Annotated in this window: 26 protein-coding genes; 20 read left to right on the forward strand and 6 right to left on the reverse strand. The window is 49.2% G+C overall.

Going from position 1 to position 26,001, the window contains the following annotated elements; all coding sequences use genetic code 11:
* Nucleotides 1-17: 17 nt before the first annotated feature.
* From FGB90_RS08385 to FGB90_RS08410, 6 genes are all read left to right on the forward strand, one after another.
* The gene (locus tag FGB90_RS08385; protein ID WP_246056109.1) at nucleotides 18-323 is read left to right on the forward strand and encodes a gas vesicle protein; all 306 of its coding nucleotides are present in this window, start codon (nucleotides 18-20) and stop codon (nucleotides 321-323) included.
* Nucleotides 320-637 carry a gas vesicle protein K gene (locus FGB90_RS08390; protein WP_138810376.1) on the forward strand — a complete coding sequence of 106 codons (318 nt, stop codon included), beginning with the start codon at nucleotides 320-322 and terminating at the stop codon, nucleotides 635-637. Before FGB90_RS08385 ends, FGB90_RS08390 begins: the two co-directional genes overlap by 4 nt.
* Nucleotides 638-685: 48 nt before the next feature.
* Nucleotides 686-1,009 carry a gas vesicle protein gene (locus tag FGB90_RS08395; protein WP_138810377.1) on the forward strand — a complete coding sequence of 108 codons (324 nt, stop codon included), beginning with the start codon at nucleotides 686-688 and terminating at the stop codon, nucleotides 1,007-1,009.
* A gap of 59 nt (nucleotides 1,010-1,068) precedes the next feature.
* Nucleotides 1,069-1,269 carry a hypothetical protein gene (locus FGB90_RS08400; protein ID WP_138810378.1) on the forward strand — a complete coding sequence of 67 codons (201 nt, stop codon included), beginning with the start codon at nucleotides 1,069-1,071 and terminating at the stop codon, nucleotides 1,267-1,269.
* Between the two features lie 83 nt (nucleotides 1,270-1,352).
* Entirely contained in the window at nucleotides 1,353-2,402 is a 1,050-nt protein-coding gene (locus FGB90_RS08405; RefSeq protein ID WP_138810379.1) for a nuclease-related domain-containing protein, read from the forward strand.
* A 259-nt stretch (nucleotides 2,403-2,661) separates the two neighbouring features.
* Nucleotides 2,662-3,246, forward strand: coding sequence for a VanZ family protein (locus FGB90_RS08410; RefSeq protein ID WP_138810380.1), 585 nt, complete (start codon nucleotides 2,662-2,664; stop codon nucleotides 3,244-3,246).
* 162 nt (nucleotides 3,247-3,408) lie between these two features.
* Here the strand turns inward: FGB90_RS08410 and FGB90_RS08415 are convergent, their stop codons facing one another.
* The 4 genes from FGB90_RS08415 to pgsB (FGB90_RS08430) all read right to left on the reverse strand — a co-directional run bounded on the left by FGB90_RS08415 (nucleotide 3,409) and on the right by pgsB (FGB90_RS08430) (nucleotide 8,723).
* Nucleotides 3,409-5,325, reverse strand: a complete 1,917-nt coding sequence (locus FGB90_RS08415; protein WP_138810381.1) for a gamma-glutamyltransferase family protein — start codon at nucleotides 5,323-5,325, stop codon at nucleotides 3,409-3,411.
* Between the two features lie 5 nt (nucleotides 5,326-5,330).
* Complete coding sequence (locus tag FGB90_RS08420) at nucleotides 5,331-6,803, reverse strand: CapA family protein (protein ID WP_138810382.1); 1,473 nt, start codon at nucleotides 6,801-6,803, stop codon at nucleotides 5,331-5,333.
* Between the two features lie 15 nt (nucleotides 6,804-6,818).
* Nucleotides 6,819-7,286 (reverse strand): poly-gamma-glutamate biosynthesis protein PgsC, encoded by a 468-nt coding sequence (gene pgsC / locus FGB90_RS08425; RefSeq protein ID WP_138810383.1) that lies wholly within the window; start codon nucleotides 7,284-7,286, stop codon nucleotides 6,819-6,821.
* A 114-nt stretch (nucleotides 7,287-7,400) separates the two neighbouring features.
* A complete protein-coding gene (pgsB, locus tag FGB90_RS08430) occupies nucleotides 7,401-8,723 on the reverse strand; it encodes a poly-gamma-glutamate synthase PgsB (RefSeq protein WP_138810384.1) in 1,323 nt (440 codons plus the stop codon).
* Nucleotides 8,724-9,575: 852 nt separating this feature from the next.
* Here pgsB (FGB90_RS08430) and pgsB (FGB90_RS08435) point away from each other — a divergent pair.
* From pgsB (FGB90_RS08435) to FGB90_RS08455, 5 genes are all read left to right on the forward strand, one after another.
* The gene (gene pgsB / locus FGB90_RS08435) at nucleotides 9,576-10,775 is read left to right on the forward strand and encodes a poly-gamma-glutamate synthase PgsB (RefSeq protein WP_138810385.1); all 1,200 of its coding nucleotides are present in this window, start codon (nucleotides 9,576-9,578) and stop codon (nucleotides 10,773-10,775) included.
* Nucleotides 10,776-10,802: 27 nt separating this feature from the next.
* Complete coding sequence (gene pgsC / locus FGB90_RS08440) at nucleotides 10,803-11,252, forward strand: poly-gamma-glutamate biosynthesis protein PgsC (RefSeq protein ID WP_138810386.1); 450 nt, start codon at nucleotides 10,803-10,805, stop codon at nucleotides 11,250-11,252.
* 332 nt (nucleotides 11,253-11,584) lie between these two features.
* Nucleotides 11,585-12,754: a CapA family protein gene (locus FGB90_RS08445; protein WP_138810387.1), complete on the forward strand. Its 1,170-nt coding sequence runs from the start codon at nucleotides 11,585-11,587 to the stop codon at nucleotides 12,752-12,754.
* A 6-nt stretch (nucleotides 12,755-12,760) separates the two neighbouring features.
* Entirely contained in the window at nucleotides 12,761-14,446 is a 1,686-nt protein-coding gene (locus FGB90_RS08450; protein ID WP_138810388.1) for a gamma-glutamyltransferase family protein, read from the forward strand.
* Between the two features lie 10 nt (nucleotides 14,447-14,456).
* Complete coding sequence (locus FGB90_RS08455; protein ID WP_138810389.1) at nucleotides 14,457-14,990, forward strand: DUF4115 domain-containing protein; 534 nt, start codon at nucleotides 14,457-14,459, stop codon at nucleotides 14,988-14,990.
* A 149-nt stretch (nucleotides 14,991-15,139) separates the two neighbouring features.
* Here the strand turns inward: FGB90_RS08455 and FGB90_RS08460 are convergent, their stop codons facing one another.
* Nucleotides 15,140-15,994, reverse strand: a complete 855-nt coding sequence (locus FGB90_RS08460) for an SGNH/GDSL hydrolase family protein (RefSeq protein WP_138810390.1) — start codon at nucleotides 15,992-15,994, stop codon at nucleotides 15,140-15,142.
* Nucleotides 15,995-16,278: 284 nt separating this feature from the next.
* Here FGB90_RS08460 and FGB90_RS08465 point away from each other — a divergent pair, with 284 nt between their 5' ends.
* The gene (locus tag FGB90_RS08465; RefSeq protein WP_138810391.1) at nucleotides 16,279-16,551 is read left to right on the forward strand and encodes a hypothetical protein; all 273 of its coding nucleotides are present in this window, start codon (nucleotides 16,279-16,281) and stop codon (nucleotides 16,549-16,551) included.
* 77 nt (nucleotides 16,552-16,628) lie between these two features.
* On the opposite strand, the gene FGB90_RS08470 is transcribed toward FGB90_RS08465, so the two are convergent.
* Nucleotides 16,629-17,585, reverse strand: a complete 957-nt coding sequence (locus FGB90_RS08470) for an LCP family glycopolymer transferase (protein WP_138810392.1) — start codon at nucleotides 17,583-17,585, stop codon at nucleotides 16,629-16,631.
* A 234-nt stretch (nucleotides 17,586-17,819) separates the two neighbouring features.
* On the opposite strand from FGB90_RS08470, the gene FGB90_RS08475 reads away from it, so the two are divergent.
* The 8 genes from FGB90_RS08475 (at nucleotide 17,820) to FGB90_RS08510 (ending at nucleotide 26,001) form a co-directional block, all read left to right on the forward strand.
* On the forward strand, nucleotides 17,820-18,566 hold the full coding sequence (locus FGB90_RS08475) for a YveK family protein (RefSeq protein WP_138810393.1): 747 nt from the start codon (nucleotides 17,820-17,822) through the stop codon (nucleotides 18,564-18,566).
* Nucleotides 18,547-19,257 carry a CpsD/CapB family tyrosine-protein kinase gene (locus FGB90_RS08480; protein WP_306419230.1) on the forward strand — a complete coding sequence of 237 codons (711 nt, stop codon included), beginning with the start codon at nucleotides 18,547-18,549 and terminating at the stop codon, nucleotides 19,255-19,257. Before FGB90_RS08475 ends, FGB90_RS08480 begins: the two co-directional genes overlap by 20 nt.
* A gap of 108 nt (nucleotides 19,258-19,365) precedes the next feature.
* Nucleotides 19,366-20,130: a tyrosine-protein phosphatase gene (locus FGB90_RS08485; RefSeq protein ID WP_138810395.1), complete on the forward strand. Its 765-nt coding sequence runs from the start codon at nucleotides 19,366-19,368 to the stop codon at nucleotides 20,128-20,130.
* Between the two features lie 401 nt (nucleotides 20,131-20,531).
* Entirely contained in the window at nucleotides 20,532-22,352 is a 1,821-nt protein-coding gene (locus tag FGB90_RS08490; protein ID WP_138810396.1) for a polysaccharide biosynthesis protein, read from the forward strand.
* Nucleotides 22,353-22,367: 15 nt separating this feature from the next.
* Nucleotides 22,368-23,252 carry a UTP--glucose-1-phosphate uridylyltransferase GalU gene (galU, locus tag FGB90_RS08495; protein WP_138810397.1) on the forward strand — a complete coding sequence of 295 codons (885 nt, stop codon included), beginning with the start codon at nucleotides 22,368-22,370 and terminating at the stop codon, nucleotides 23,250-23,252.
* Between the two features lie 450 nt (nucleotides 23,253-23,702).
* Nucleotides 23,703-24,335: a sugar transferase gene (locus FGB90_RS08500; protein ID WP_138810398.1), complete on the forward strand. Its 633-nt coding sequence runs from the start codon at nucleotides 23,703-23,705 to the stop codon at nucleotides 24,333-24,335.
* Nucleotides 24,332-25,168 carry an NAD-dependent epimerase/dehydratase family protein gene (locus tag FGB90_RS08505; protein ID WP_138810399.1) on the forward strand — a complete coding sequence of 279 codons (837 nt, stop codon included), beginning with the start codon at nucleotides 24,332-24,334 and terminating at the stop codon, nucleotides 25,166-25,168. Before FGB90_RS08500 ends, FGB90_RS08505 begins: the two co-directional genes overlap by 4 nt.
* Entirely contained in the window at nucleotides 25,168-26,001 is an 834-nt protein-coding gene (locus tag FGB90_RS08510) for a glycosyltransferase (protein ID WP_246056110.1), read from the forward strand. Before FGB90_RS08505 ends, FGB90_RS08510 begins: the two co-directional genes overlap by 1 nt.

Here is a 26,001-nt window from a genome sequence, read left to right on the forward strand (position 1 = left end):
CCAAAATCAAAGGAGGGATGAGACGAGCGATGCAGCAAACCCGCAGCACACCCAGCACACCCAGCAACCGGCCCAAAACACTGTCCGATTCTCAACCCGAAGCGCTCAAAAACCAGGACGTCTCGCTCCTCGACATACTCGACTGCGTCCTCGACAAAGGCGTGGTGCTGCGCGGCGACATCACCATCTCCATCGCCGACATCGACCTCGTCTATCTCGATCTCAGAATCCTGCTCACATCCGTCGAGACACTGATCGAAGCGTCCCAGAAAGACAGCCACGACGATACAAACCGAAAAATGAAGGAGGCTCAGAAACTATGACCCGAACAGACTCACTCACAGCCGCACAGCCGCAGACAACCAGCCAGCCCACCGGCCGCGTCTCACTCGACCCGGAAAAAGCCGAAGACGGACTCGCCCAGCTCGTCCTCACCGTAATCGAGCTCCTCAGACAGCTCGTTGAACGCCAGGCCATGCGCCGCGTTGAAGGCGGCACCCTGAACGACGAACAGATCGAAAAACTCGGCGTTGCCCTCATGAACCTCGAGGAAAAAATGGAAGAACTCAAAGAACACTTCAACCTCGACGACGACGACCTGAACATCGACCTCGGCCCGCTCGGCAACCTGCTCTAAACGAACATGCACGAATCAGCCGCATATAATGAAGGAGAGTGAACCACCATGGACCAGCAGAGAAACGAAATCAAACAGTCCACCAACTCCAACAGCCTCGTCGACGTACTCGAAACCGTCCTCGACAAAGGAGTCGTCATCGCCGGCGACATCAAAATCAACCTTGCCGATGTGGAGCTCATCACCATCAAAATCCGCCTGCTCATCGCCTCCGTCGACAAAGCCAAGGAAATCGGCATGGACTGGTGGGAAACCGATCCACACTATTCCTCCAAAGCCACCGATCTCAAGCAGGAGAACGACTACCTCCGCGGTCAGCTCGAGGAACTTGAGGAAAGAGTGAAGAAAATCTCTTCGGAAACCGAATCCTGACCTGCCGGCTCCATCAGCCCAGGAGCCGACCGCATCCTTAAACGAAAGGAAGATCCTATTTGAACAAAAAAGACTTTCTCAGCGACATCGCCCGGCTCCTGAAAGACCTCGAACACAGCGACCAGTCCACAGTCGCACGCTCAGAAGAAAAGCAGATTAAAAACCCCGCCGGGCGCGGCAAAAAAGGCATCCTCAGCACCGACTACGTCTTCCGCGCCCGCACCGGCCTTCCGCAGTCCCGCAAACCACCGCGCCGCTAGCGGGTCTTTTTTTTTTGCCCGAAACCCCTCCAGTTAATGTAAAATAGTCCATATACCCACACCCACCGAAAGGAAGCGACTCTATGATCATACGAAAACCCCGCACCACACCACTCGAACTCCTCTCAGGCGAAGCACTCCTCAGACGCCTTCCCGACCGCCACCCGAGAAGAGAAGACGTCCTCACCCAGCACCGCATGTACGACTCCGGCCACCAGGGGGAAGTAAACACCGAATTCTTCATTAACACCGCCGATCTCCCGCCATTCCACGTCTACCACAACCCCCGCATCGCCTACGCCCCCGGCAGCTGCGTCCAGATCGACACCCTGCTCGTCTCACGCCAGCTCGCCATTATACTCGAAATCAAAAACATGGGCGGCAGATCTCTCTATTTCAAAGGCGACTCCGGCCAGCTCATCCAGGAAAAATGGGACGACACGAAAGAGGATTACATAGAAAAAGTCTACGACGACCCGGTGGAACAGGCCCGCCGCCAGAAATCCAAACTCCACATCTGGCAGCGCACCACCGGCCAGCCGCCAATCCCAATCGAACACCTCGCCGTCATGGCCAACACCAATCCCATAATCATCTTCAGCGAAGACTACCCGGACCGCCACCGCGTCGTCAAAACTTCCCACCTCGAATCCCGCCTCCAGAGAATCCTGCGCGCCAACCCAGGCTACACCTACACCGACGCCCAGCTGCACGCCCTCGATAACCAGATCCTCACCGCCCACACACCATTCATCCCCAACCTCCTGAAAAAACACAAAATCACCTGCCCCGAACTCATCAGAGGCGTGTTCTGTCCAGCATGCCCATCAACGCTGCTCATCCGCCAATCAAGAAGCTGGCAATGCCCGCGCTGTCACATCCGATTCAGAAGCGCCGAAGTACTCCACTCGGCACTCCGTGACTACTGCCTGCTCATGGGACCGGTAATGACTCAGGCATCTTTTCGCCAATTCATGAATATCCCGGAGGCACAGACAGCTTCCAATATACTAAAAAACCTCGGCCTTCCATCCATAGGGAATACAAAAGGGAAAAAATATGACTTAAGCAGCCTGCTTGAACCCTCCATAATACCGTTAAAAGCTAAATCACCCGGCCTAATCACCAAATAAATTAATTAATTACCAAATTCCTAAGAATAAAAGCTAAATAAAATTACTAACCACCAAATCACAGCAAATAATCGCTAAATACAGAAATCCCCCACCACCCGACACCCCTCGCATCTTAAACAAACGTTTATTTAACCCGCAAACAACCATGATTTATGAAGAAATCCCAGTAAAAACCCCGAACCACTCCCACAAACTGCCACCCATCCGATATAATAAACCCTGACTATAAACCGAACCAGACAAAGGAGCCCCACCAATGAACAACTCCCAAAACAAAAACACAAACTCAAATAAACCCAAACCCACCACCCAACCCACCACCAACCCCAAATCAAACACCCTCCTCACACACTACACCCCGCTACTCGCCTGGACCGCCATGATCCACTACGCCTCATCCATGCCCGCAAGCGACCAGAGCCTGAATTCACCCCTCGCCGCATTCGACCTCACCTGGATCGAGCGCACCTTCAGCTGGGTCAGCTTCCAGTACGGAAACAGCGTCGTCTCACTCGACACACGCACAACCGAACAATTCGCCGAGTTCTTCATCCGGAAAGGCGCCCACGTCTTCGTCTATGCCGTACTCGCCATACTCGCCTACCGCGTCGCAAAACTATGGCTCACAAAGCCCACCCAGTCACCACACACCGCCATACTCGCGATCGCATTCATCACCATCTACGCCACCTACGACGAAATCACCCACTACTACCACCCAGGCAGATCCGGCCTGATAGAAGACGTCCTCCTCGACATGGCCGGCGGCGCCCTCGGCATCCTCTCCTGGTACCTCCTCGAACAAAGACGCAGAGGGAAAACAGACAAGCCTCCGCACTAACCCCAACCGCCAACCAGCGCAACAGAACAGAACGCACCCCGACCATGTGAGTGACCAAACCCGGTCACTCACAAACGGAACCCCCGCAGAATACCCAATCACGCCCCCAACCACAAAAAAGGAAGCCCCCAGCAAAGGGAGCTTCCCACTAAACCTATTAACCTAATTTACTTCATCATCACTGCCGTCCTGCTGTTCCTGCTCACCTTCGTCGGAACCCAGCTGCCACGTTCCGCCGCGTCGAGGGTCACCCCCGCCGAAGATTCGCTGAACGGCGCCGTTCTCATACTCAATGCCAAGCCCCTGAATTCCACCGTAGAAGAGAGGGGAGTTGCGGATCTGCAAGTTGTAGTTCATGTTGTTGAGGAACACATCCTGAACATCCTCATCAATATCCGTCTCAGAGTAGATCAGGTTGCCTTCCGTATAGAACCGGCCACGGGAGATTGCTTCCTGCAAGGTCAACGGTTCCCCGGTATCCTCATGCACACCGTAAGCGTACTGCATAATCGTCTGGAACACCATGGCAGGAATACGCCGGCCACCAGGAGACCCGATTCCGAGTTCCGCCATTTCCAGCTCGTCAGCCGATTCAGGCTTGTTTGCCAGTATAATCGGAGAGACGAACGTACGCGGACGTTTACCTGGCTCAAACAGGTTAGGAGACTCGGTATTGCCGCTGAAGTTATTCAGCTGGTTGTTTAGAAACACACCTTCAATGTTTCGGCCGGAACCGAAGAACTCACCTAGAGAGTGGGTGGCAGAGACCATCCGGCCCTCTTTATCAACTACGACAAAGTGTGTCGTATGGCGTGAGTCATTGATTGCCGCCGGCTCGTCAAACTGCTGCGCTTCTGAAATGCGGTCAAAATTAATATCCTGAGAAAGCATGTTTTCGGTATAACTTGGCTCCAGAGTAGAGGCCACATCGAGATCTTCATTGTATTCCGGATCACCAATACTGTCGAGTCGGCTATTGTAAGCTGCCTTCGTAATTTCACTCATCAGGTGAATGTACGTCGGCAGCCACTCCTCATCGTTCACAAGGTGACCAAGATTCAGCTCGTCCATATCGTCGAGCCAACCAAGACCCAGATCATTTCCGGCACTGTTCTGCATATCCTGAAGAACCGCCTTCAAGTCGAGGGTTTCCGCCATCTGAAGCATCTGGATCGTAGTAGCAGCAGAGGAGGGGGCAGAGGCACCGTAAACGGTGTAGTCCCCGAAATCACCCACAACCGGATCGTACTGCTTCACTTCGTATCCGGCCAGATCCTGGGCCGTCAGTTCTGTATTATCAACAAATGCCTGCGCAATTTCACCTTCATAAAATGCTGAGGCGCCTTCATTCATGATACGTTCCAGCGTCCGTGCCATGCCGCTCTGAACGAGCGTTTCGTGACGTTCGATTGCACGGCCCTCAGGCAGGTATTCCTCCTGAATGGCAGGGTCTTCAAATAAAATATAACGGGAGGCCCGGTCAATCCGGTCACTCAGCATCGTATCCACGAGGAAACCTTCATTGGCATGCTCGTAGGCATCCGCCATCAGGTCCTCCCAAGAAAACGTGTCGCCAAAGTCTTCGTAAAGCCTTTCAAGACCGGCAACGAGACCCGGTACAGCGATACCGCGTTCAGGCCAGACACCGCTGGCAGGAGAGGACTCACGGTAGTCATAGCTCGCTACCTCACCGCCAGGCTCGTGAACGAGCATCTGGCCGCCGCCTCCAAGGCCGGAACCATACGGCTCAACGACGTTCAGCGTAAAGGAGACAGCGATAGCTGCTTCCACCGCGTTTCCGTCGTTCCGCAGCACCTCCATACCTGCTTCCACTGCAAGCGGGTGGGCGGCACTGACGCCATATACGTAGCCTTCATCGTCCTGTTCAACAGCTTCCTCGCCGTTACCGTCTCCAGTGTCTCCACCGCCTGCTCCGCCGCCGATTTCCAGGGTTTCCTCCTGCTCATCGTCAACGTATGGCTCGGAGATATTGAGAATGTTATCCTGGAAGATCGTATACAGGATCAGTCCGAGGAAAATCATTGCAGCAAATATATTGGTTAATCTCAAAGCTGTCATAAGCTTTACTCAGTCCTTTCCCAGTCAAGCACGCCGGCCTGGTCGAGGTCCACAATCAGACGGCTGTCTTCCACGTGCCACAGGTCTCTGTCCAGATTTTTACGAAGGGAACGGAAGATGCGCCAGTCCCGGTACGGCTTTAAAATTCCCGTTGTTTCCCGAGGAGTGGAATCAATCACGTTCATTGGAATAAACGTCATCTGTGAGCTTCCGTCATCAAGAATATCAAGCTGGGCGAGGATCGATTCCTTCGTCCGGGTCCAGCCCTGGTCAAAGACAAAGTTTCCAAGCCCGAACATCACAAGCGTGCTGTTCATTTCGCCGTTAGCCATCTCACGCTCGATTACTTCCACTTCCTCGAGGACGTGGGAGTGGTGGCCGATAATAATATCAGCTCCGGCACTGGACATAAGGCGGGCAAGCAGAGCCTGCTCCTGGTTATGTCCCACCTGGTACTCATCGCCCCAGTGGACGTGAACCATGACAATGTCGGCGTTTTCGTTAGCTTCACTGATCCGCTGCTGGAGAAGCTCCGGTCCGGAACTGCTTGTACCCTCACCGACAGGGGAGGTCGTAAAGACCCCGAAACTCTGTCCGGCACTGAATTCGGGATAGAAGACATCGGTGATGCCAAGCACAGCAAGCGTAGGACCGCCTTCAAGCTCGTGGTAGGAAATGCGTGAGGCGTCCATGTCCTCGTCTTCAATGAGCTCGTCCTGAGTCCGGTCATCCTGGCTGCTGCCAGTGGCTGAATCCCCGTCCTCCATGCCATTTGAATCATCGTTTTCGGCAGTGGGATCCTCAGACTCCGCTCCGTCCGCGAAATCATCATCCTCAAAACCTTCTCCCATACCGTCGTCTTCAAATCCGTCTTCCTCCATCGGATCCTCGACCATAATTTCACCAGTACGATCGCCAAGGTGGTGGCCAATACCCACCATCTCGATGCCGGTACCATGCATATGGCGCATCGTTTCATCGAAGGATAAGGCACCGTAGTCGATCGTATGGTTGTTTGCGAAGTTTACTGAATCAAATCCGGCATACTGAAGCGCATCAATAGTCCCGAGGGGACCGTATAAGTGAATCAGTTTTTCCAATTCATAATCATCCACCAGATCATCGAAATCCGGATCTGTATCATCCATTATCGGGACTTCCAGGTTCCCGGTCACATAATCGGACTCATGAAAGTACGGCGCAGTGTACCGGAAAACCCGTGACAGGGGCTCGCCGCTCTGTTCGGCAGCATCCTGGACGTGCCGGCCCGTCATCATATCACCGACCATGGAAATGCGGTGTTCCACATTATCCGGGCGGGTGTTTTCAGGTACATCCACAGAGTTCCAGACCGGTTCCGTAAGAATAATTACCAGAACAATAGCCAGTGCAATAATAGAATGGGGCAGCGCTTTTTTCCGTTCGCGCATCGTCCATGCCCGCATACGTTCCTTAAAATCCTGTTTCTCCTTTTCCATAATTAAGATCCCTCTCTAGAACAAGTGATAGGCTGAGACTAGTGCAAAAGTTAAGAACGAAATTACAAGCGTGGAACTGAACGTCGGGATGACGCCCTGTTTCTGAATCGTATTGGCAATCAGACCGGGAACGATAACCCCGATCCCCCTTAACTCGAAGGTTTCAAAGGGTATGAGCTGGGCGCCTGTCAGAGCCCCGTAACCAAAATCAAACGACATCTTCAATAACACCCCGACAACCAGCATGGCGGCAAATTTCCTCCGTCCATACAGAACTGTGAGGCGGCCAAGCCCCTGAGTGACCACTAAGTAAGTAACCAAGCTTATAAGTGCAACAACAATCACGGCCATCAGGTGGTCAAAAATCAACGCCATATAGCCGGGCACAATCAGCCCGGCTGGCATAATTCCCGTTTTCTCCACGTAAATCAGACTGAGCAGAACTCCTAGTACAATCGCAATATATAAATCTGTACCGAACACAGCGGCGACATCTCCTTCACGACAAAATTAGTTAGTGTGTCTGTTGGTTAAAGCATTCTTTCCCTGAAAAACCGCCGGACCGTCCTACTGATCCGGCGGTTATAACAGCATTTATTACTTGAGCGGTGTCTGAATCATTTTCGATGGTGAACTGGACAGGGCAGAAGGCTGGCGCTTGCGCTCCCGGCGAGGCACAAACTCTCTTGTCTCATCGAGATCATCTTCTGTTTCCAGTCTGTAGTCTTCGAGGCGTTCCTCGTCAACAAGGCGAATATCTTCAATCGCCGCAGCCAGTTCCTCACCAGCTCCTTTAATGTTACCAATCCCGTAAAATACGGAATCACCCGGCAGCTCCTGAAGTTTAGCCAGTACTTCATCAACAGGCTGCTTCTCCAGGTTCACAATCTCTTCAAAAGGAAGCTTTCCTTCTTTGTGCGCCTGCATGATCGGCGTTACACCGCGGCCAATAAGCACGAGGCGCTTCGCATCGAAGTGGGGGAGAACGTCGTAAATGAACTGGAGCGTCCGGTCCATCCGGTCCTCACGGCAGTTCATTACGATTGTGCCGTTATCCATAGGATAGTCAAGCTCTTTTACGCGATCCCAGATGCTCAAAGTCGACGTTGCATCATTAGCGGCAAACCCGTTAAAGAAGTACTTCGGTGCAGCCGGCTCCCCGAACCGGTGTACACGCATCGCTCCCGGATCCACAGGTGCTGTAAGCATCCCGCGAAGCGCAACTTCACGTTCGATCCCCAGCGCTTCTGAAACAGCGAGAGCAAGAGCTGCGTTCTGAGGGAAGATCATAAATGGAAACTTTTTAAGATATTCCTCGTCAACGGCGCTCTCATCGGCCACGATTACCTCGGTGTTCCGTTTCTGCGCAATCCGCTCAAAAAAGCGGCGGTAGTCCGTTTCAGGAATAACGAGGTACCCGTTATGCGGAATCGTGGAGCTGAACGCTTCGGCGATATCGTCCAGCGTCGGCCCCATCACGTCAAGGTGGTCTTCGATGACGTTCGCAATAACTGTAATGTTGGCCTCGACAAGCCGTTCCTGGAACACCTTCTGGTATTCAGGATTTACGGCCATACATTCGGAAACAAAAGCATCGGCTCCCCGGTTTACTACTTTTCTCGCCATATGCTTCTGTTCACTGATGTTCGGCCCCTGGAGACCACGTACGATCGGTTCCTCATCGTCCTGGTCCCAGTAGAACATCCGGGCGGAAGTTCCGGTCGTCTTTCCGGCCACTTTCCGTCCGTCTTCCTTTAAAATACCGGCAATCAGCCGGGTTACTGTTGATTTTCCTCTGATTCCGTTCACCAGAATACGGGTGGGAATCTTTTTAATGCGCTGCTTAATCCGGAAGTGCTCAAACACTCCGAGCGCCAAAACAACTGCGGCAAATAGACCTAAATATAAAAGTTCGTGCACGTCAGCTGGACCTCCATTTCTTTCGTTCCGTAGTAGAAAACGCCATTTACAATATTCGTCACAGCAAACAGGGGAATGGGGAGAATCTAATCGCTAATACCCCTCTACCCTGTTTCAATCATTTCTAAAAGATGAATTTCAGATTTCAGGGCTGTAACAAAAGCTGTAACCTGTTCCTAATTACAAAAGACGACAGTAAACGTGTAAAGTTACAACAAAAAAGAGGAAAGTCCTAAACAGGAAAAACCCCCATAAACACTGTCACATAGAAATGTCATGAAGGAAAGTACTATATGAAACCATTCAGGTGAAAAGTATCTAAAACTGCCATTATTTTTCTTCTGATAACCCTAAAAAATAGTCTTAAATCTCAAAGGAAAATGTAATTTTCCTATCAACGGACAGCGATCCGATAGTCTCATAACAAAAACGTCATCAGAAGTACGCGAAAAGGCAGGCGGGCGTCGATCGTCACATAAAAGAGGAAGAGAGTGGTGGTGAAGGAAAAAGAATGGTCACTTATCCCGGTGTTCCTAAAGCGGTTACAACCTTAAAGAAGCAGACAACCTGTCTTTCATACAGCCGTTTTAACCGGAAGGGGATGAACGTCCTGCCCCGAAAAATGCCGTATCGGGACTCTTTTATGGGGGATAAAGAGAAATTTCATGAAATTTTACACAACCTGCCCTGACGGTGTTCCATAGTCTTTTAAAAATGTCGAATAATGTCGAATTCAGCTGTTTACAGTCCGCCACCGGATGTGGATAATGTAGCGTTATAAAGCCTATTTCACACGCAGTCCGGACCCGCCCGAATCAGACGTCCGGCAGTACAGGAGGATAATGACAGATCATGTGGTTAACGGAGTTTATCTTTATCAGTGTCGTCTTTGCGCTCTGCTTGTTTCTCGGGATCAGGGAGAAAAAGAAGCACCAGTCGAGACTGGACCGGGTGCCGGTAAAAGTGAACATTAACGGCGTCCGGGGAAAATCCACCGTCACGAGACTCGTGACAGGCATCCTTCATGAAGCGGGACACCGGACGATCGGAAAAACGACCGGAACCGACGCCAGGATGCTCTACTGGTATGAAGGAAAAGAGGAACCGATCAAAAGGAAGAAGGAAGGCCCGAACATCGGGGAGCAGCGGGATGTGATGAAGAAGGTGACCGACGCCAAAGCAGATGCTTTCGTGGGGGAATGCATGGCCGTTAACCCCGATTATCAGATCATTTTTCAGGAGCAGATGCTTCAGGCGGACATCGTCCTCATCGTTAACGTGCTTCACGATCATATGGATGTTCTCGGTCCCACTCTCGATGAGGTGGCAGAAGCGTTCAGCGGGACGATCCCGTACAACGGCCACCTGATCGTCAATGAAAGCCCGTACGTGGAGTTTTTCCGCAAAATTGCAGAGGAAAGGAATACCGAACTCATTATCATTGATACTTCCTCTGTGCAGGAAAGCTACATTAAACAGTTTACCTACATGGTGTTCCCAGAGAACATCGCCCTCGGACTTGCGGTGGCTGATGTCCTCGGCATTGACCGGGATACCGCAAAGAAAGGCATGCTCAACGCCTGGCCCGACCCAGGTGCTATGAGAGTGCTGCCGGTTGGCGATCAGCAGGATCCTTCCTTTTTCGTGAACGGGTTTGCAGCCAATGACGCCACATCAACGATCAACATCTGGAACCGGATCACGGAACTCGGCTACCCCGAAGAAGATCCGGTCATTATTGTGAACTGCAGGGAAGACCGGGTCGAGCGGACGGAGCAGTTTGCACGGGACGTGCTTCCGTACCTTCCGAAAAGCAACCTTGTTCTGATCGGCGGCATTACCGATCCGATCGTCAGGGCAGTTCAGGAGGGGACGATCGAAGTGCACGACCTGATCAACCTGGACGGGCATTCGTTGGAAAGCATCGTGGCCGAACTGGAGCCATTTATGAAAGGCCGGGTTATGTACGGAATCGGAAACATTCACGGCGCGGCAGAACCGCTGATCCGTGAGTTTGAGAAAAGACAGGGCACGGAGATCCAGCCCGCGTAAAATACACGAAATCGATGGAGGAGTAACATGTTTGGAGGAGAATTGTACGTCGCCCTGATCATCGGGGTGCTTGTAAGTCTACTGTTTACGGAAAGGTTCGGCATGCTGCCTGCAGGTCTGATTATACCCGGTTACCTGGCGCTGGTGTTTGACCAGCCCGTTTTTATGGCTGTCATTCTGATCGTCAGTGTCCTGACATTTCTCGTTGTAACGAAAGGGATCGGACGGTTCGTCACCCTGTACGGCAGGCGGAAGTTCGCCGCGATGATGGTGGTGGGGATCGCCATGAAGATGGTGTTTGACTACTTTTATCCGGTCATGCCGTTTGAAATTCAGGAGTTCAGGGGGCTCGGTGTCATCGTTCCGGGACTCATTGCCAACACAATTCAGCGTCAGGGCGTGCTCCCGACGATTACATCAACCATGGTGCTGAGCGGGATCACGTTCGTAGTACTTACTATTTATCAGTTGTTTTAAGAGAAGTTCCCGCGCTGCAGGCGGACGCTTTCCGCGGGCAAGGCTTCAGCCTCCTCGGGAAAATCGCCCTCCGGGGTCTTCAGCTCTTGCTTTTCCCGCTGGAGTCGCCGCCTTCCGCTGCGTCTATTATTTAATAGTAGAAACCTGGAACTATTAAATCAGTCTATTGATAATATGCTCAGCTTCACGCCGGGGGTGAGACTCCTGCGGCAGAAGGGGCCCAGGTGAGACCCCACAGAGGAGGCTCACCGGACCGCCGCGGAAAGCGAACGGACGGCTTGAAGTGGAGCGTCCAATATATTCAGACCTTAGAAGTGAGGAGGTTACAGAACTTGAGCAGTCAAAACGAAAAGCGCACGCTTACTCTGAGAGAGAAGCATTTAAAACGAGTCAAAAAACATAAAAAGACAGCTGTCCGAGATTCGGTGATTACACTCGGAATCTGTGTTCTTATTGTTACGTTCTATTCGGTTTTTTCACAGGGTGTCACACCGGGAACGGCCAGCGCAGGCGAGGATGAGCAGACCGATGACGGAAGTCTGCTGTCCATCAGTGCGACGGGCGATATCATGCTCGGACGGAGCATCAGCAAGATCACGGACCGAAAAGGGATGGATTATCTGTTTGAAGAGGCATCCCCGCTGCTGCAGGAGACTGACATAACTGCAGGGAACCTGGCCCACCCGGTCCTAAATGAAGAGTCCGATCATCCGGACAACCGCGACGAGGATAAATCGTACTGGCTTCACACAGATGAGGAAGGTGCAGAAGCGATTCTCGACGCCGGCTTCACCCACCTGAACCTGGCCAACAGCCAGATCGGTGACTACGGAGCCGCCGGCATCCACAGCACGATGGATGTGCTCAGTGAAGCGGGTACCGCCCACTTTGGTACCGGCTACCTGACGGAAGAGAAATCAGAGCGGTGGAAGCCCCATTACGAGGAAGTCAACGGCATGACGGTAGCGAGCATCGGGTTTCGTGATCATGAAGCAGAAGCGACGAACCTTGTATACAGCCCTGATCCTGCTGAAGTGGTTCGCATGGTGCACGAAGCTTCCGGGAACGCCGACTTCGTGATCGTGCACGCCGAGTGGGGGGAGGAATACGATTCCTCCGTCCATCCCCGTCAGCGGTCCCTCGCTGAAGCGATTGCCGAAGCGGGTGCGGATCTGATTATCGGGCACGGCAGTCACGTGCTGCAGCCGGTGGAGGAGATCGACGGAACGGTTGTGGCGTACGGCCTCGGGAACTTTATCTTTGACCAGGGCTGGTCCATGAACCGGGAAACGGCGGTGCTCCAGTACCGGCTGTTTGAGGACAGCATCGAAGTGGAAGTGCATCCCTTCTATATAAAAGAAGGTCAGCCTCGCCCCGTGACCGGGACCTATCGGAAGGAACGGGTCTTCAGCAGAATGACAGACGATCTGATCTTTACATCCAGATTCAATGACGAGTGGGAGCACGAAGACGACAGGCTCGTTAAAACGATCGAGAGGTAAACCATCATGCCAATCATCACATTGGGAAAAAAACCAGTCATTGTGACGGCCATCATCATCCTTCTTGGAATCGGAGGAGCCCTGTACATGTATCCGGCTTCCCTGCAGAGCGGAAGTGAAGCGGTACCATCGTTTCAGGAAGACAGGGAAAATGATGAAGCAGCCGAAACGGAAAAAGAGGAATTGGCTCCGATACCGAACAGTGTCTCGTCTGATCACCCACTTGCCACAGAAATCGGTCTTGACGTTCTGGAGGAGGGAGGCAATGCGGTCGATGCGGCGGTGGCCATTTCCTACGCCCTTGGGACGATCGAGCCGTACGCCTCCGGGATCGGCGGTGACGGAGTAATGCTCGTTCAGGAGCGGGGCTCGGAACCGGTGACCTACGATTACCGTGCCATGGCTCCTGTTTCAGGTTCATCCCACGATAACGGAGTGGGGATTCCCGGATTTGTGGCCGGTATGGAAACGGTGCACGGTGACTACGGTGAGCTTGACCTTGAAGACCTGATCGAGCCCTCGATCACCCTCGCTGAAGAAGGGGTCGAAATCGACGGCATCCTGGAGCGGAGGCTCAGTAACGCTGCCTACCGCCTGCCGGTTCACGACCTGCCGCTTTTCTTCATTAATAGAATTCCTATTTCGGCAGGAGAAACCCTCGTGCAGGAGGAGCTGGCTGATACCCTTCGCGTAATCAGCGACCACGGAGCTGAAAGCTTTTACAAAGGAGAGATCGCTGAAGCGGTCGCTGAGGATGTTCCAGGGCTGACCATAGAAGACCTCGCCAGCTACGAAGTGAAGAAGCACGCCACTTTGCAGGGATCGTTTCACGGGCTGGACGTGCATGTGCCGTCCGGGGCCTCCAGCGGAACGATGCTCATTCAGTCCCTGCAGCTTGCAGAGCTGCTCGAAGCAGAGCAGTATCTCGATGATGACGCAGCTTTTGCCCATCTGATGGGGCAGATCAACCGCCGTTCCCACAAGGACCGCACCGATTACGTGGGCGATCCTTCCTTTGTGGACGTGCCGCACGATATGCTCACTTCGATGGAAAGGAGCCGGGAGCTTGCTGAAACGCTCGCGGACGGCTCGCTCGGTGAGGAGTACCGGACGGAAATGAAAACTCAGGCCGACCGTGAGGAGCACAACAATACGACCCACATCACGGTAGTGGATGAAGACGGCACGATGGTGAGTGTCACAAATACCCTGAGCAATTTCTTCGGCTCAGGCGTCTATACACACGGCTTTTTTATGAACAACCAGATGCACAACTTTACAGATTCAGAGTCGTCTCCGAACCGGGAAGAGCCGGGCAAAAGACCGAACAGCCACATGGTGCCTGCGATTCTGTCCCACAACGGCAGTCCAGTGATCGGGCTCGGCAGCGCAGGCGGCAGACGGATCCCGTCCGTGATCACCCAGACGCTCGTGCGGTCTGTTGCGGGACACGAGCCCGTACAGGACGCCATCGATGCGCCGCGGACTTACCTTGATGTATTCGAGGAAACGCTTCTCATGGAAAGCGACGAGGGCGTCGAAGAGCTGCGGTCCAAGGGCTACACGGTGGATCACTCCAGAAACAGCCCTTTTAATTTCGGAAGCGTCAACGTCATTGTGGCGGATCACGAAAACGGCCGCGTCATCGGAGGCGCCGATGAGAGAAGAAACGGAAGCTTTGAGAGCAGATAGGAGGAGTAAGGTGAAAAAAGCAGTAACGAGTTTGTACCCGGTTGCCCTTTTAACAATCATCGTCCTGGTTCTTGCAGGACTGAGACACGAAACAACCCTTTCAAAAGCAGAAGAAGGCGATTTGGCCTATGCCTTTGAAAACCTTGAGCACGTTGCAGCGGAGGCTGAAGTGGAAGAGGAAGTACTTGCCGGGGAAGCGGAAATCGAGGAAGTGACAGCTGAAAACGAAACTACGACATTTGCCTACCGGGGGGATGACGATGTGACCACCCTTATAAAAGCGGACGGAGAGGAAATGTGGCTGGAAGTGTCGGTGCCTGACACCGGCGAAATTCTCTACAGCGGCATCATTCCGGCAGACGGTGAGGAGGAGATTGACCTCTCCGGCTACGGCGAAGTGGACTTCAGGATCGGCAACCCCGATGTGCTCGCCATGGAGATCAACGGAATGCTTGTTAATACCGCTCATAATCCTTCACACGACCTGTCCGTAATCCTGAGTGCTGAAGGAGATCAGCACCAGACATCGTACAATAGAAATTAATAATAATGAAGAAAGCCGCCGGGAGGAAGATTCCGGCGGCTATTTTATGATGGTGAAGGATATAGCAGATGTTTAAAATCACTTTAAAACCTTACGGTTTTATGCTAATTGTTCAGGACAACCATGAGGGAGAGATCCATCCACATCCTTTAATTATCATTCATTACCCAGGATGCAATGTAGCTGCTCCACGCTTCGTGACCATCCTGGGAGGGGAGGACTCCGTCTAAATAGTCATCCATTTCTTCGTCATCCAGCTCGGGCCAGTTCGTCCAGTGATCGAGGAAAACGTATTCGCTCTCTTCGGCAAACTCTCTGAAAGGGACGATTTGATTGTTAATGTAGTTGGGAGCCTGGGAAATGCCCCGCGGCTGGGACGGCATGAGGGCAATCACCGCATCCGGATTTTCCTCGGCGATCGCTTCCGCCATTGTTTCTGCATAAACGATGGTATCCCGGATCAGAAGGTTGCCGTTGTCATTCCAGATAAACGGCTCAATGAGAAAGATATCTCCGCCAGATACTGCGACTTCAATGTGATGGTCTTCTTCGGTAACTTCCGAGCTCATAAGTGCTCCATAGGAATATACGTTCACTGTAAAGTGGTCTTCTCCATAGTGAGCTGCCAGTGCTTCCTCAAGCAGCTCCGGCCAGGGGGTTACCCCGGTGTCATCGTAATCGGTCAGGGCACGGGAGCCGAAAGCAACGATCTCTACTGGTCTACTGTCAGCAAGGGCCTGTTCCATCACATCCTCGAGTAACGGATGAACATCCATATCCACGAACTCTTCATCAGCCTCGCCAACTTCGTCCTCCACCGATACATTCTCCTCGACTGCACCTGTATCCGCGGTACTTTCCCCGTTGTCAGCCATAACCGTATTCAGTTCTTCCGCTGCCTGATCGGATATGGCAGCAAGCCGGCTTTCATACTGCCATTTTGACAGAGCAATAATCACAATCGTACTTACGATAAAAATAATAAATACCCAACGTTTCATCATCCTATTAAACCCCTTAATACAATCTGTTAAAACTTCTGAATCCCATTATACTACCTCTCTCGACATAATACAGCAGGATTTGGAAGCGGGCGGGGGATCTTCTATAGAAAATAGTGCGATATTCAGGTGGGGCACAGAGCCTGTAGGTCCAAAATTAGTACAATTGGACATTTCGGGTAGGTAATTTCCGCCTTATTTTGTGTAAAGGGTTTCACTGCTGATGAATCGGGGGTATAACTCTAGTTAGCAAACGAGGGTTTTAAAACGGTTATGAGGTGAATAGGTTGTTTTTAAAGGCGTTGAAAAAGAAGAAACTTGAATCCTGTACCCATGTCACATGCACCAGCTGCGGAGCTACGCATACAACCGCTGAATGGAATGAATCGGCAACCCGTGTTTACGGGGAAGACAGCCCGGATATCCTGACAGCTGCAGCGGACAATACGAATACGTTTCCCTACCAATGTCCGACCTGCTTCATGGGCTATTCCGCCCATCAGCTTGAATACAGTGAAAGAAAATCACCTGTTTCAATTCAGAAGACAATTGAAACATAATAAAACAGTATCGACTACATACGTTATGAACTTATAAAACGAGGGTGCCCGCACGACAGGGACACCCTCGTTTTTAATTATGAGTCTTCATCATTTTCATCGTTTACGACAACCTGCTCCCCTTCAAGCCCAAGGTGAGCCCGGAGTTCACTGGAAACCCGCTGGCGCTCATCTTCTTCCACAATGTAGTACCAGATATTATTGATTCGCGCTCCTGACCCTGCCAGATCCAGCGTTTCGGAATTGTGGCGGGCACTGCGGTAGTTGTTCTGAATCGTCATCATCTTATCGAAAGTAAGGTCCGTACGAATATTATTGCCCAGAGCATCGAGAATGTCGCCTGCTCTAGTAATTGAAGAGAACTGGGCTCCTTCATGAATCATGGCATCCACGATCTGCCGTTGGCGTTCGTTACGGCCAAGGTCCCCCTGGGGATCCTGGCTTCTCATTCTGGAATATGCAAGCGCCTGGGATCCATCAAGTGAGATTTCGCCTTCATCAAAATTATAGCCGCTCTGTCTGAAGGAGAAATTATTGTTCACCGTGACGCCTCCAACAGCGTCAACCATTTCCTGAAAACCATCCATATTAACGGTCATGAAGTAATCAATCGGGATATCGAGGAAGTTCTCCACTGATGCCATAGCCATTTCAGCGCCGCCGAACGCGTAGGCGTGGTTGATTTTATCATCGTGACCGCGCCCCACCATTTCCGTTCTTGTATCCCGGGGAATGCTCATCATTTTCATAGATTCATCGTTGGGGTTCACCGTCACTACCATAAGCGTATCCGTTCGCCCGCGGTCGGTTCTACCGGCCCCGGTATCCACGCCCATGAGAAGAAACGAGAGTGGTTCCTTTTCTTCTATATTAACTTCCACTTCACGTCGCTCGGACTTCTCACGGTCGGTCGTCACGTGCATCTTCTTGTCCACTGTACTCTGGACGCTTGAGTACATGTAGTACCCGTAACCGGCAACCGATCCGATGGCAAGCAGCAGGATCAGTCCGCTGATTAGAAAGAACTTTTTCATTTTTTCATATCTCCTCGTCATTGAATTCCTAATAATTTGATTATAGTAAGGAATTCCAGAAACTACAATATGAACTTTGAATTACCAGACCAAATCTCTGCAATTTCCACAAGAAAGCCCTTACATGTAAAAGCGTCCTTCCTTTTTCCGACATTTTCACACAAACCCATTTACATAAGTTGCCTTTCCCCTTATGATAGTTTGAGAACATACAAGAGGAAGCAGGAGGAAACAATGGAAGAGACGATCAGCTTAAAAGAAATTATACAAACATTGAAAAAAAGAATATCGTTAATTGTCGGAATTACTGCAGCGGCTGTTTTAATTAGTGCACTTATCTCATACTTTTATCTAACGCCTACGTACCAGACCTCAACACAGCTTCTCGTGAACCAGTCCAATGAAGAAGGACAGCAGTATACCCAGGGTGACCTCCGGACGAACCTGGAACTCATCAATACATACAACGTCATTATTGAATCCCCGCGAATCATTGAGCCCGTCCTTACTGAACTCAACCTTGAGCGTTCCGTCAGTTCCCTCAGAAACCAGATTTCCGTTGGAAGTGAAGGAGATTCACAGGTTGTATCGATTAGAGTAGAAGACGAAAGCCCGGCTATGGCTGTTCAGATTGCCAATACACTCGCCACAACGTTTCAGCAGGAAATCGTGGAGATTATGAGTGTGGACAACGTTTCCATCCTGTCAGCAGCAGAACTCTCAGAAAATCCTTCACCTGTCAGCCCGAATCCGCCACTGAACATGGCGATTGCGTTTGTTGTAGGGGCCATGGGTGCTGTGGGGCTTGCATTCCTGCTTGAATTCCTCGATAACACGATCAAAACAGAGGACGATCTTGAAGAGGCTCTCGGAGTGCCGGTGATCGGTACGATCCCAACGATCGATGCGGACAAAGTTCAGGTGAAGCAGGCAAACATCAACTCTCGAGCAAAAAAAGGGCGTGATTCGATTGGCGCGTAAACGAAACAAAAACCAGTTAACCGATAAACAGAGAAGCCTGATTACGCAGGTGGATCCAAAATCAGCTGTAAGTGAGCAGTACCGGACACTGCGGACAAACATTCAGTTCGCGAGCGTTGATAAAGAGATCCGTAAGATCATGGTCAGTTCCTCCGGGCCCGGGGAAGGGAAATCGACGACGATCGCAAACCTTGGTGTCGTCCTTTCCCAGCAGCAGAAACGGGTTCTCCTCATCGATTCCGACCTCCGGAAACCGACGGTACACTTTACGTTTCAGCTGCCAAACCAGACGGGGCTTACGAACGTTCTCACCCGCCAGGCCACGTTTGAGGAAGCTGTCCTGGAAACGGAGATCCCTTATCTCGAAGTGCTTCCATCAGGACCGGTGCCGCCGAATCCAAGTGAACTGATCGGCTCCAAGTCTATGCGGGATCTGCTTGCAAAAGTGGAAGGCATCTACGATTACGTCATCCTTGATGCGCCCCCTGTAAACCTGGTGACAGATCCCCAGATTCTTTCCAGTCAGTGCGATGGAGTCGTACTCGTAGTGAGAAGCGGTAAAACCGAGGTGGATGGAGCGAAAAAAGCAGTGGAGTCACTGAAGAAAGCGAACGCTCATATCATCGGTGCTGTCCTGAACGACAGAGAAATGGAAGATAAGAGCTATTCCTACTATTACGCAGAAAAATAGACAAAAGACACGCACCTTTTGTTGTATTTATAGGCAAATTAAACATATTTTGTCTGGACGTGTTATGATAGATTTGGAAATTACTATGTACGAAAGGGGACGATCAGCGTGATTGATCTCCACTCCCATATACTGCCCGGGGTTGATGACGGAGCCGCCACGATGGAGGATGCCCTCGCAATGGCCCGGGCTGCTTCACAGGAAGGTATTAGGACTATAGTAGCCACCCCACACCATCAAAATGGAAAATATACCAACGAAAGAACTGAAATTATAGACGCTGTCCGTGAGCTGAATGTTGTTTTGAAGGACAACCATATTGAATTGGACGTACTCCCGGGTCAGGAAAATCGCATCTACGGAGAATTGATCGAGGATTTCAGAAATGGAGAGATTCTGCCTCTGAACGAGAGCAAGTACCTTTTTGTTGAACTGCCTTCAAACCGGATTCCCCGTTTTACCAATCAGCTTTTCTACGATATCCAAGTCGAAGGCCTGCAGCCGATCATCGTTCACCCTGAGCGGAACCAGGAAATCATGAAGCATCCGGAGCGACTCTATGAGCTTGTGAAAAATGGCGCACTTACCCAGGTGACTGCAACCAGTGTGGCCGGACGTTTCGGGAAGAAGATTCAGAAACTATCCGAAGATCTCATAGAAGCCAACCTTACGCACATTGTCGCAAGTGATGCCCACAGTATGGAGGGCAGAGGATTTGCCATGAGAGAAGCCTATGACCGGATTGAGCAGGAATTTGGAAACCAGATGGTCTATCTATTTCAGGAAAACGCGGAACTGATCATAGAAAACAGTCAGGTGATGATCGAACCGCCACAGAAAGTAAAGCAGAAAAAATTCCTTGGCCTATTTTAAAGGAAGAGATCAAGTTATATACTTGTTACTTTTTTATAATACTACTTTCGTTTTAAGTAACTGTTATATGAGTGTAAACAATTGTTACAACATGATGACATCCAGGTAATGCCTCCTCACCTTTATCAACGGAGGTACTCGGCCACGCTGTGGGTTTGTTCTTAATAGTGAACAACCTTAGACGCTCGTTGTCACCGGTGGGGTGTGAGGTCAGGTTAAATGCCTGGTTTTCTATTATCTTTGTAATTTCAAAAGTGTTTTGAAAGAAATGCAGTTGGACAAGTCAGACAGCCTAAAGCAAGTAAGAGTGTTAACCAATATGTATTCTGCACCAGGAGTATCTATTGTTTACTGCTTTTATGCTTTACATATGTGACCAGAATTAAAAAGGAGGAAGGGCATTGAGTTATAAAAAAAGGCTCGGTTTACTGATGACGGTCGATTCAATTATTGTGATGTTTTCGATTTACGTGGGGTACTGGATGCTCAGCGGCAGTGCCGACATTTTCCCGGCTGCTATTTTCGTCAGTTCCATCGCTTTGATTATCAGTCATCATATTTTTGCCTATTACTTTAAACTCTATCAGCGGGTCTGGCAGTATGCGAGCATTCAGGAACTGAGTGCCATCTTTAAAGCGATTACGCTTTCCATCGTTGTTGTCGGAATTCTGTTGTTCGTCGCCTACCAGGGCTTTTATGCCCGTACACTTCTCGTTACGTGGATGCTTCACATTCTCCTCATAGGCGCCTCCCGATTCTCGTGGCGTCTGTACCGTGATTCGAAGCTTAAAGTTCGCACAGACAAAAAGCGAACGCTCATCGTCGGTGCCGGCAACGGAGGCACGATGGTTGCACGCCAGTTGAAAAACAGCGAGACATCCGAGCTTGAGCCGGTGGCGTTTGTGGACGATGACGAATCCAAACAGCACCTAGAAATGATGGGGTGCCCGGTACTCGGCACATCGGAACAGATCGCCGAACTGGTTGAAAGCAAAAACATTCAGCACATCATCATTGCGATCCCCTCCATGTCGAAAAAGGAACTCAACAAAGTGTTCGAGGAATGTTCAAAAACAAAAGTGAAAACCCAGATCATGCCGTCCATCGAAGACATTATGAGCGGCCGGGTTTCGGTCAACCAGGTCCGGGACGTACAGGTGGAGGACCTTCTCGGTCGGGAGCCGGTGGAGCTGGATGTCGAGTCGATCTCCAACAAACTCACCGGTAAAACGATCCTCGTGACAGGGGCAGGCGGTTCCATCGGTTCGGAAGTGTGCCGGCGGGTATGCCGCTTCTCCCCTGAGAAGATTGTTCTTCTCGGTCACGGAGAAAACAGCATCTACGGCATCGATATGGAACTGAAAGTGAAGTTCCCGGAAATCGTCGTGGAGCCGGAAATCGCCGACGTGCAGGACCGGGAGCGGATCTTTGAAGTGATCGATAAGTACAAGCCCGATGTGATCTATCATGCGGCAGCCCATAAACACGTACCGCTTATGGAGCGTAACCCGCACGAAGCGGTGAAAAACAACGTGATAGGGACGAAAAACGTCGCGGAAGCGGCCGATACATACGGAGTAGCCAACTTCGTTATGGTATCCACGGACAAAGCGGTCAACCCGACGAGCGTGATGGGCTCCACGAAGCGGATTGCGGAAATGGTCGTCCAGCATATGGATACCGTCAGCAAAACGAAATTTGTTGCCGTCCGATTCGGTAATGTACTCGGAAGTCGGGGGAGCGTTATTCCTCTTTTTAAGAAGCAGATCGAAGTCGGCGGTCCGGTAACGGTGACGCATCCGGAGATGACCCGCTACTTTATGACGATTCCGGAAGCGTCAAGGCTTGTGCTCCAGGCAGGATCACTCGCTGAAGGTGGGGAGGTATTCGTGCTCGATATGGGTGAACCGGTGAAAATTGTGGATCTGGCGAAAAACCTGATCCGCCTTTCCGGTTTCTCGGAAGACGACATTAAGATTAAATATTCCGGTATGAGACCGGGAGAGAAACTGTTTGAAGAGCTGCTCGGTGAGGACGAAGTGCACAATGAACAGATCTACCCGATGATTTACCGGGGGAAAACGCCTCCGGTGGATATGGACATCATTTACAACTTCACGGAAATGTTTGAATCCTATTCCGTAAAAAGTCTTCGGGAACGTACACTTGATCTGGCACACTTCAGAATTGAAGAAGAAGCGTCATTATCACTAGTTAAATAAAAGGGGATGAGCTGCATGCAGAAAGTAAAAAAAGCGATTATCCCGGCAGCGGGCCTCGGTACCCGCTTCCTGCCGGCCACAAAAGCGATGCCGAAGGAAATGCTTCCGATTGTGGACAAGCCGACGATTCAATACATCGTTGAAGAGGCTGTTAAATCAGGGATTGAAGATATCATTATCGTAACAGGTAAAGGGAAGCGCGCAATCGAAGACCACTTCGACCATGCGTTTGAGCTTGAACAGAACCTGTTTCAGAAAGGCAAAACAGAACTTCTGGAAAAAGTCCAGTACTCTTCCAAGATGGTGGATATTCACTACATCCGTCAGAAGGAACCAAAGGGTCTTGGCCATGCCGTCTGGTGTGCACGGAAGTTTATTGGTGACGATCCGTTTGCAGTTCTTCTCGGTGATGATATCGTAGAAGCGGAGAAACCGTGCCTACGGCAGCTGATGGAGCAATATGAGGAGACACTTGCTTCTGTGATCGGTGTACAGACAGTACCTGACGACCAGACCCACCGCTATGGAATAGTGGATCCAATTGAAAAGGTTGGTCGCCGCCACAGCGTGAATCAGTTTGTAGAGAAGCCGCAACAGGGTACAGCACCATCTAACCTTGCAATTATGGGGCGTTACATTCTTACACCTGAAATCTTTATGTACCTGGATAAGCAGGAAAAAGGTGCCGGAGGAGAAGTGCAGTTGACGGATGCAATTCAGAAGCTGAACGAGATCCAGCGGGTGTTTGCCTATGACTTTGAAGGTACTCGGTATGATGTTGGAGAGAAGATGGGGTTCGTGAAGACGACGCTGGAGTTTGCTTTGAAGGATGAGAGTTTGAAAGATGAACTTTTGGAGACGATGGAGAAAGTGTTGAAAAGTCAAAAGGCTGGTGTATAGTTGGGGACGTTTGGATAATGACCCGGTCTGCTTCCTTTTGGGGGTGGGTCGGGGTGTTTTTGTTTGTTTTGGGTTTTGGTCTTCTTCGAAAACTTATTGATTGAGTTTGTTGTCTTCTTCGTAGAACGGGAGGATTTCGAGAAAGTTTGGCTTGTTTTCGAAGTTGATAAGTCTGGAAGAGTTTTTGCTTCCTTCTGAAACAATAGTGTGCTTTCAGCTTTTCTTACTGCCAGAGTGTTGATTAAACAAAAAAATATCTGCTTCCGTCGGAAGCTACCAGGATAATTTTAATAAGTGATCGAGAGATAAGTGGAGAAGGTTACTTATAATATTGAAGAAACTCGTCTCAAAGTAACATTAAAATTAATAATTAGATGATTAGTAGTTATTTGGTCTTTCAAAACCAAGTCAGTACTAATTTTCTGATGAAAATAAGGAGTGCATTCAAAAATGTATATGAAAATAAAAAGACTTTCAGATGCAGTGCTGTCGGTCGCGGGATTAATAATATTGTCACCAATATTTATTGGATTGATTATTGCAATCAAACTTGAATCAAAAGGCCCGGCATTATTCAAGCAAAAACGAGTTGGAATACATAAAAGTTATTTCAATATATATAAATTCCGAACTATGCGGATTGATACTCCGCAAGATACACCTACTCACTTGTTAGATAATCCGAATCAGTATATAACCAAAATGGGTAAGTTCCTTAGGAAAACTTCACTGGATGAATTACCGCAAATTTTGAATATTCTAACAGGGGAAATGAGTATCATTGGCCCAAGACCTGCACTTTGGAATCAATATGATTTGATAGCTGAACGAGATAAATACGGCGCAAATGAAGTACCTCCAGGATTAACTGGCTGGGCGCAAATTAACGGCAGAGATGAACTACCTATAAATGTGAAAGCAAGGTTAGATGGAGAGTATGTTAACCGATTGGGATTAATGATAGATGTAAAGTGTTTCTTTGGAACCCTCATTAGTGTTCTGAAAAGTGATGGTGTTGTAGAGGGGAAAGCTGAGCAAGCTATTAACTGTGATAAAAAGAAAAGGGTTGTATCAAAAAAATGAGAGTGTTGATAACTGGTAAAAATGGGTACGTTGGTAATCGTTTAAAAGTATGGCTTGAAAACCATGATGAGAAATTCCTTGTAGATAAAGTAAGTGTTCGTGATAATAAGTGGAAAATGCTTGATTTCTCTAAGTACGATTCAATCATTCATGCTGCGGGGATTGCTCATATTAAGGAGACAAAAGAAAACAAAGATCTTTATTATAAAATCAATCGGGACCTAACAGTCGAACTCTCTCAAAAAGCTAAAAAAGAGGGAGTTGCTCAGTTAATATTCTTAAGCAGTATGAGCGTATATGGAGTTGAAACTGGAGTGATTGATCGCTCTACTAAACCCAAGCCTAAATCAAATTATGGTGCTTCTAAACTAGAGGCAGAAGAAGAATTAAAAGAGATGGAGAGCAAAGATTTTAAAGTCGCCATTATAAGACCACCAATGATATATGGCGAAAATTGTACCGGGAACTACCGTAGACTTTCATCACTTGCAAGGAAGACCCCATTATTTCCAAACTATCAAAATAAAAGAAGTATGCTCTATATAGATAATCTTTCTGCTAAATTAGAGGAGGTTATTTTACAGCAATCCGAAGGCCTGTATTTGCCTCAAGATTATGAGTACGTAAATACAGCAGAATTAGTGAATAGAATTGCTAAGATACATGGAAATAGAACTAAATTTACAAGCCTCTTCAATCTATTTATTAAAGTCGCGCCATTTCCAATTACCAAAAAGGTATTTGGGACTTTAGTGTATGATAAAACAATATCAGACCTTTGTGAAACTTTCTCGCACGAGGAAGCAGTTAAATTATCAGAAGGAGTAAAATAGTGAAGAGTGCCAATAAAAAATACAGTGTTCTAATGTCAATATATATAAATGAAAAGCCTGAATATTTTAAGCAAAGTATTGATAGCATGCTCAATCAAAGTGTATCACCTGAACAGATCGTAATTGTGAAAGATGGAGAATTAACACAGGAATTAGATCAAATTATTATGTATTATTCCTCGGAATATGGAAAAAAATTTACTATTGTTCCACTAGAAAGAAATGTGGGATTGGGGCTGGCTATAAATGCAGGTTTAGAGGCTTGCCGAAATGAATTAGTTGCAAGAATGGACACCGATGATATTTCTTTGCCGAATCGATGCGAATTACAACTAAATGAATTTGCAACAAACCCAGAACTTGTTATTTCAGGCACAAATATAGATGAGTTTTATGATGAACCAGAAAATATAATATCATCAAGGGTTGTACCCCAAACTCATGAAGATATATTGAAATTTGGACGAAGGAGAAACCCATTCAATCACCCTACTGTAATGTATAAAAAAAGTATCATTTTAAAGATGGGTGGCTACAAGGATTTTAGAAGAAATCAAGATTTAGACTTGTTTATAAATCTAATAAACTCTGGTTACAAAAGTTCAAATATTGATAAATCATTATTATTATTCAGGGCAAATCGTGACAATCTCAAAAGAAGAAAGAGTTGGACTAAGTGTAGCAGCTACATCAAGATGATCTATACATTTTGGAGAAAAGGTTACTCAGAATTAAATGATTTATTAATCGTAGCTTTAAGCCAAACAATCGTTTTTCTTGCACCAATCAAGTTATTGGAAGTTATATCTGATAAGTATTTGAGAAACAAATAA

The organism is Alteribacter natronophilus, assembly GCF_006007885.1.
GTDB lineage: Bacteria > Bacillota > Bacilli > Bacillales > Salisediminibacteriaceae > Alteribacter > Alteribacter natronophilus.

Excerpts from the sequence above, each read along its gene's own strand:
- FGB90_RS08385 (WP_246056109.1), top strand. The coding sequence starts at position 18 with ATGAGACGAGCGATGCAGCAAACCCGCAGCACACCCAGCACACCCAGC.
- FGB90_RS08390 (WP_138810376.1), top strand. The coding sequence starts at position 320 with ATGACCCGAACAGACTCACTCACAGCCGCACAGCCGCAGACAACCAGC.
- FGB90_RS08395 (WP_138810377.1), top strand. The coding sequence starts at position 686 with ATGGACCAGCAGAGAAACGAAATCAAACAGTCCACCAACTCCAACAGC.
- FGB90_RS08405 (WP_138810379.1), top strand. The coding sequence starts at position 1,353 with ATGATCATACGAAAACCCCGCACCACACCACTCGAACTCCTCTCAGGC.
- FGB90_RS08410 (WP_138810380.1), top strand. The coding sequence starts at position 2,662 with ATGAACAACTCCCAAAACAAAAACACAAACTCAAATAAACCCAAACCC.
- FGB90_RS08415 (WP_138810381.1), bottom strand. The coding sequence starts at position 5,325 with ATGACAGCTTTGAGATTAACCAATATATTTGCTGCAATGATTTTCCTC.
- FGB90_RS08420 (WP_138810382.1), bottom strand. The coding sequence starts at position 6,803 with ATGGAAAAGGAGAAACAGGATTTTAAGGAACGTATGCGGGCATGGACG.
- pgsB (WP_138810385.1), top strand. The coding sequence starts at position 9,576 with ATGTGGTTAACGGAGTTTATCTTTATCAGTGTCGTCTTTGCGCTCTGC.
- pgsC (WP_138810386.1), top strand. The coding sequence starts at position 10,803 with ATGTTTGGAGGAGAATTGTACGTCGCCCTGATCATCGGGGTGCTTGTA.
- FGB90_RS08450 (WP_138810388.1), top strand. The coding sequence starts at position 12,761 with ATGCCAATCATCACATTGGGAAAAAAACCAGTCATTGTGACGGCCATC.
- FGB90_RS08460 (WP_138810390.1), bottom strand. The coding sequence starts at position 15,994 with ATGATGAAACGTTGGGTATTTATTATTTTTATCGTAAGTACGATTGTG.
- FGB90_RS08470 (WP_138810392.1), bottom strand. The coding sequence starts at position 17,585 with ATGAAAAAGTTCTTTCTAATCAGCGGACTGATCCTGCTGCTTGCCATC.
- FGB90_RS08475 (WP_138810393.1), top strand. The coding sequence starts at position 17,820 with ATGGAAGAGACGATCAGCTTAAAAGAAATTATACAAACATTGAAAAAA.
- galU (WP_138810397.1), top strand. The coding sequence starts at position 22,368 with ATGCAGAAAGTAAAAAAAGCGATTATCCCGGCAGCGGGCCTCGGTACC.
- FGB90_RS08500 (WP_138810398.1), top strand. The coding sequence starts at position 23,703 with ATGTATATGAAAATAAAAAGACTTTCAGATGCAGTGCTGTCGGTCGCG.
- FGB90_RS08505 (WP_138810399.1), top strand. The coding sequence starts at position 24,332 with ATGAGAGTGTTGATAACTGGTAAAAATGGGTACGTTGGTAATCGTTTA.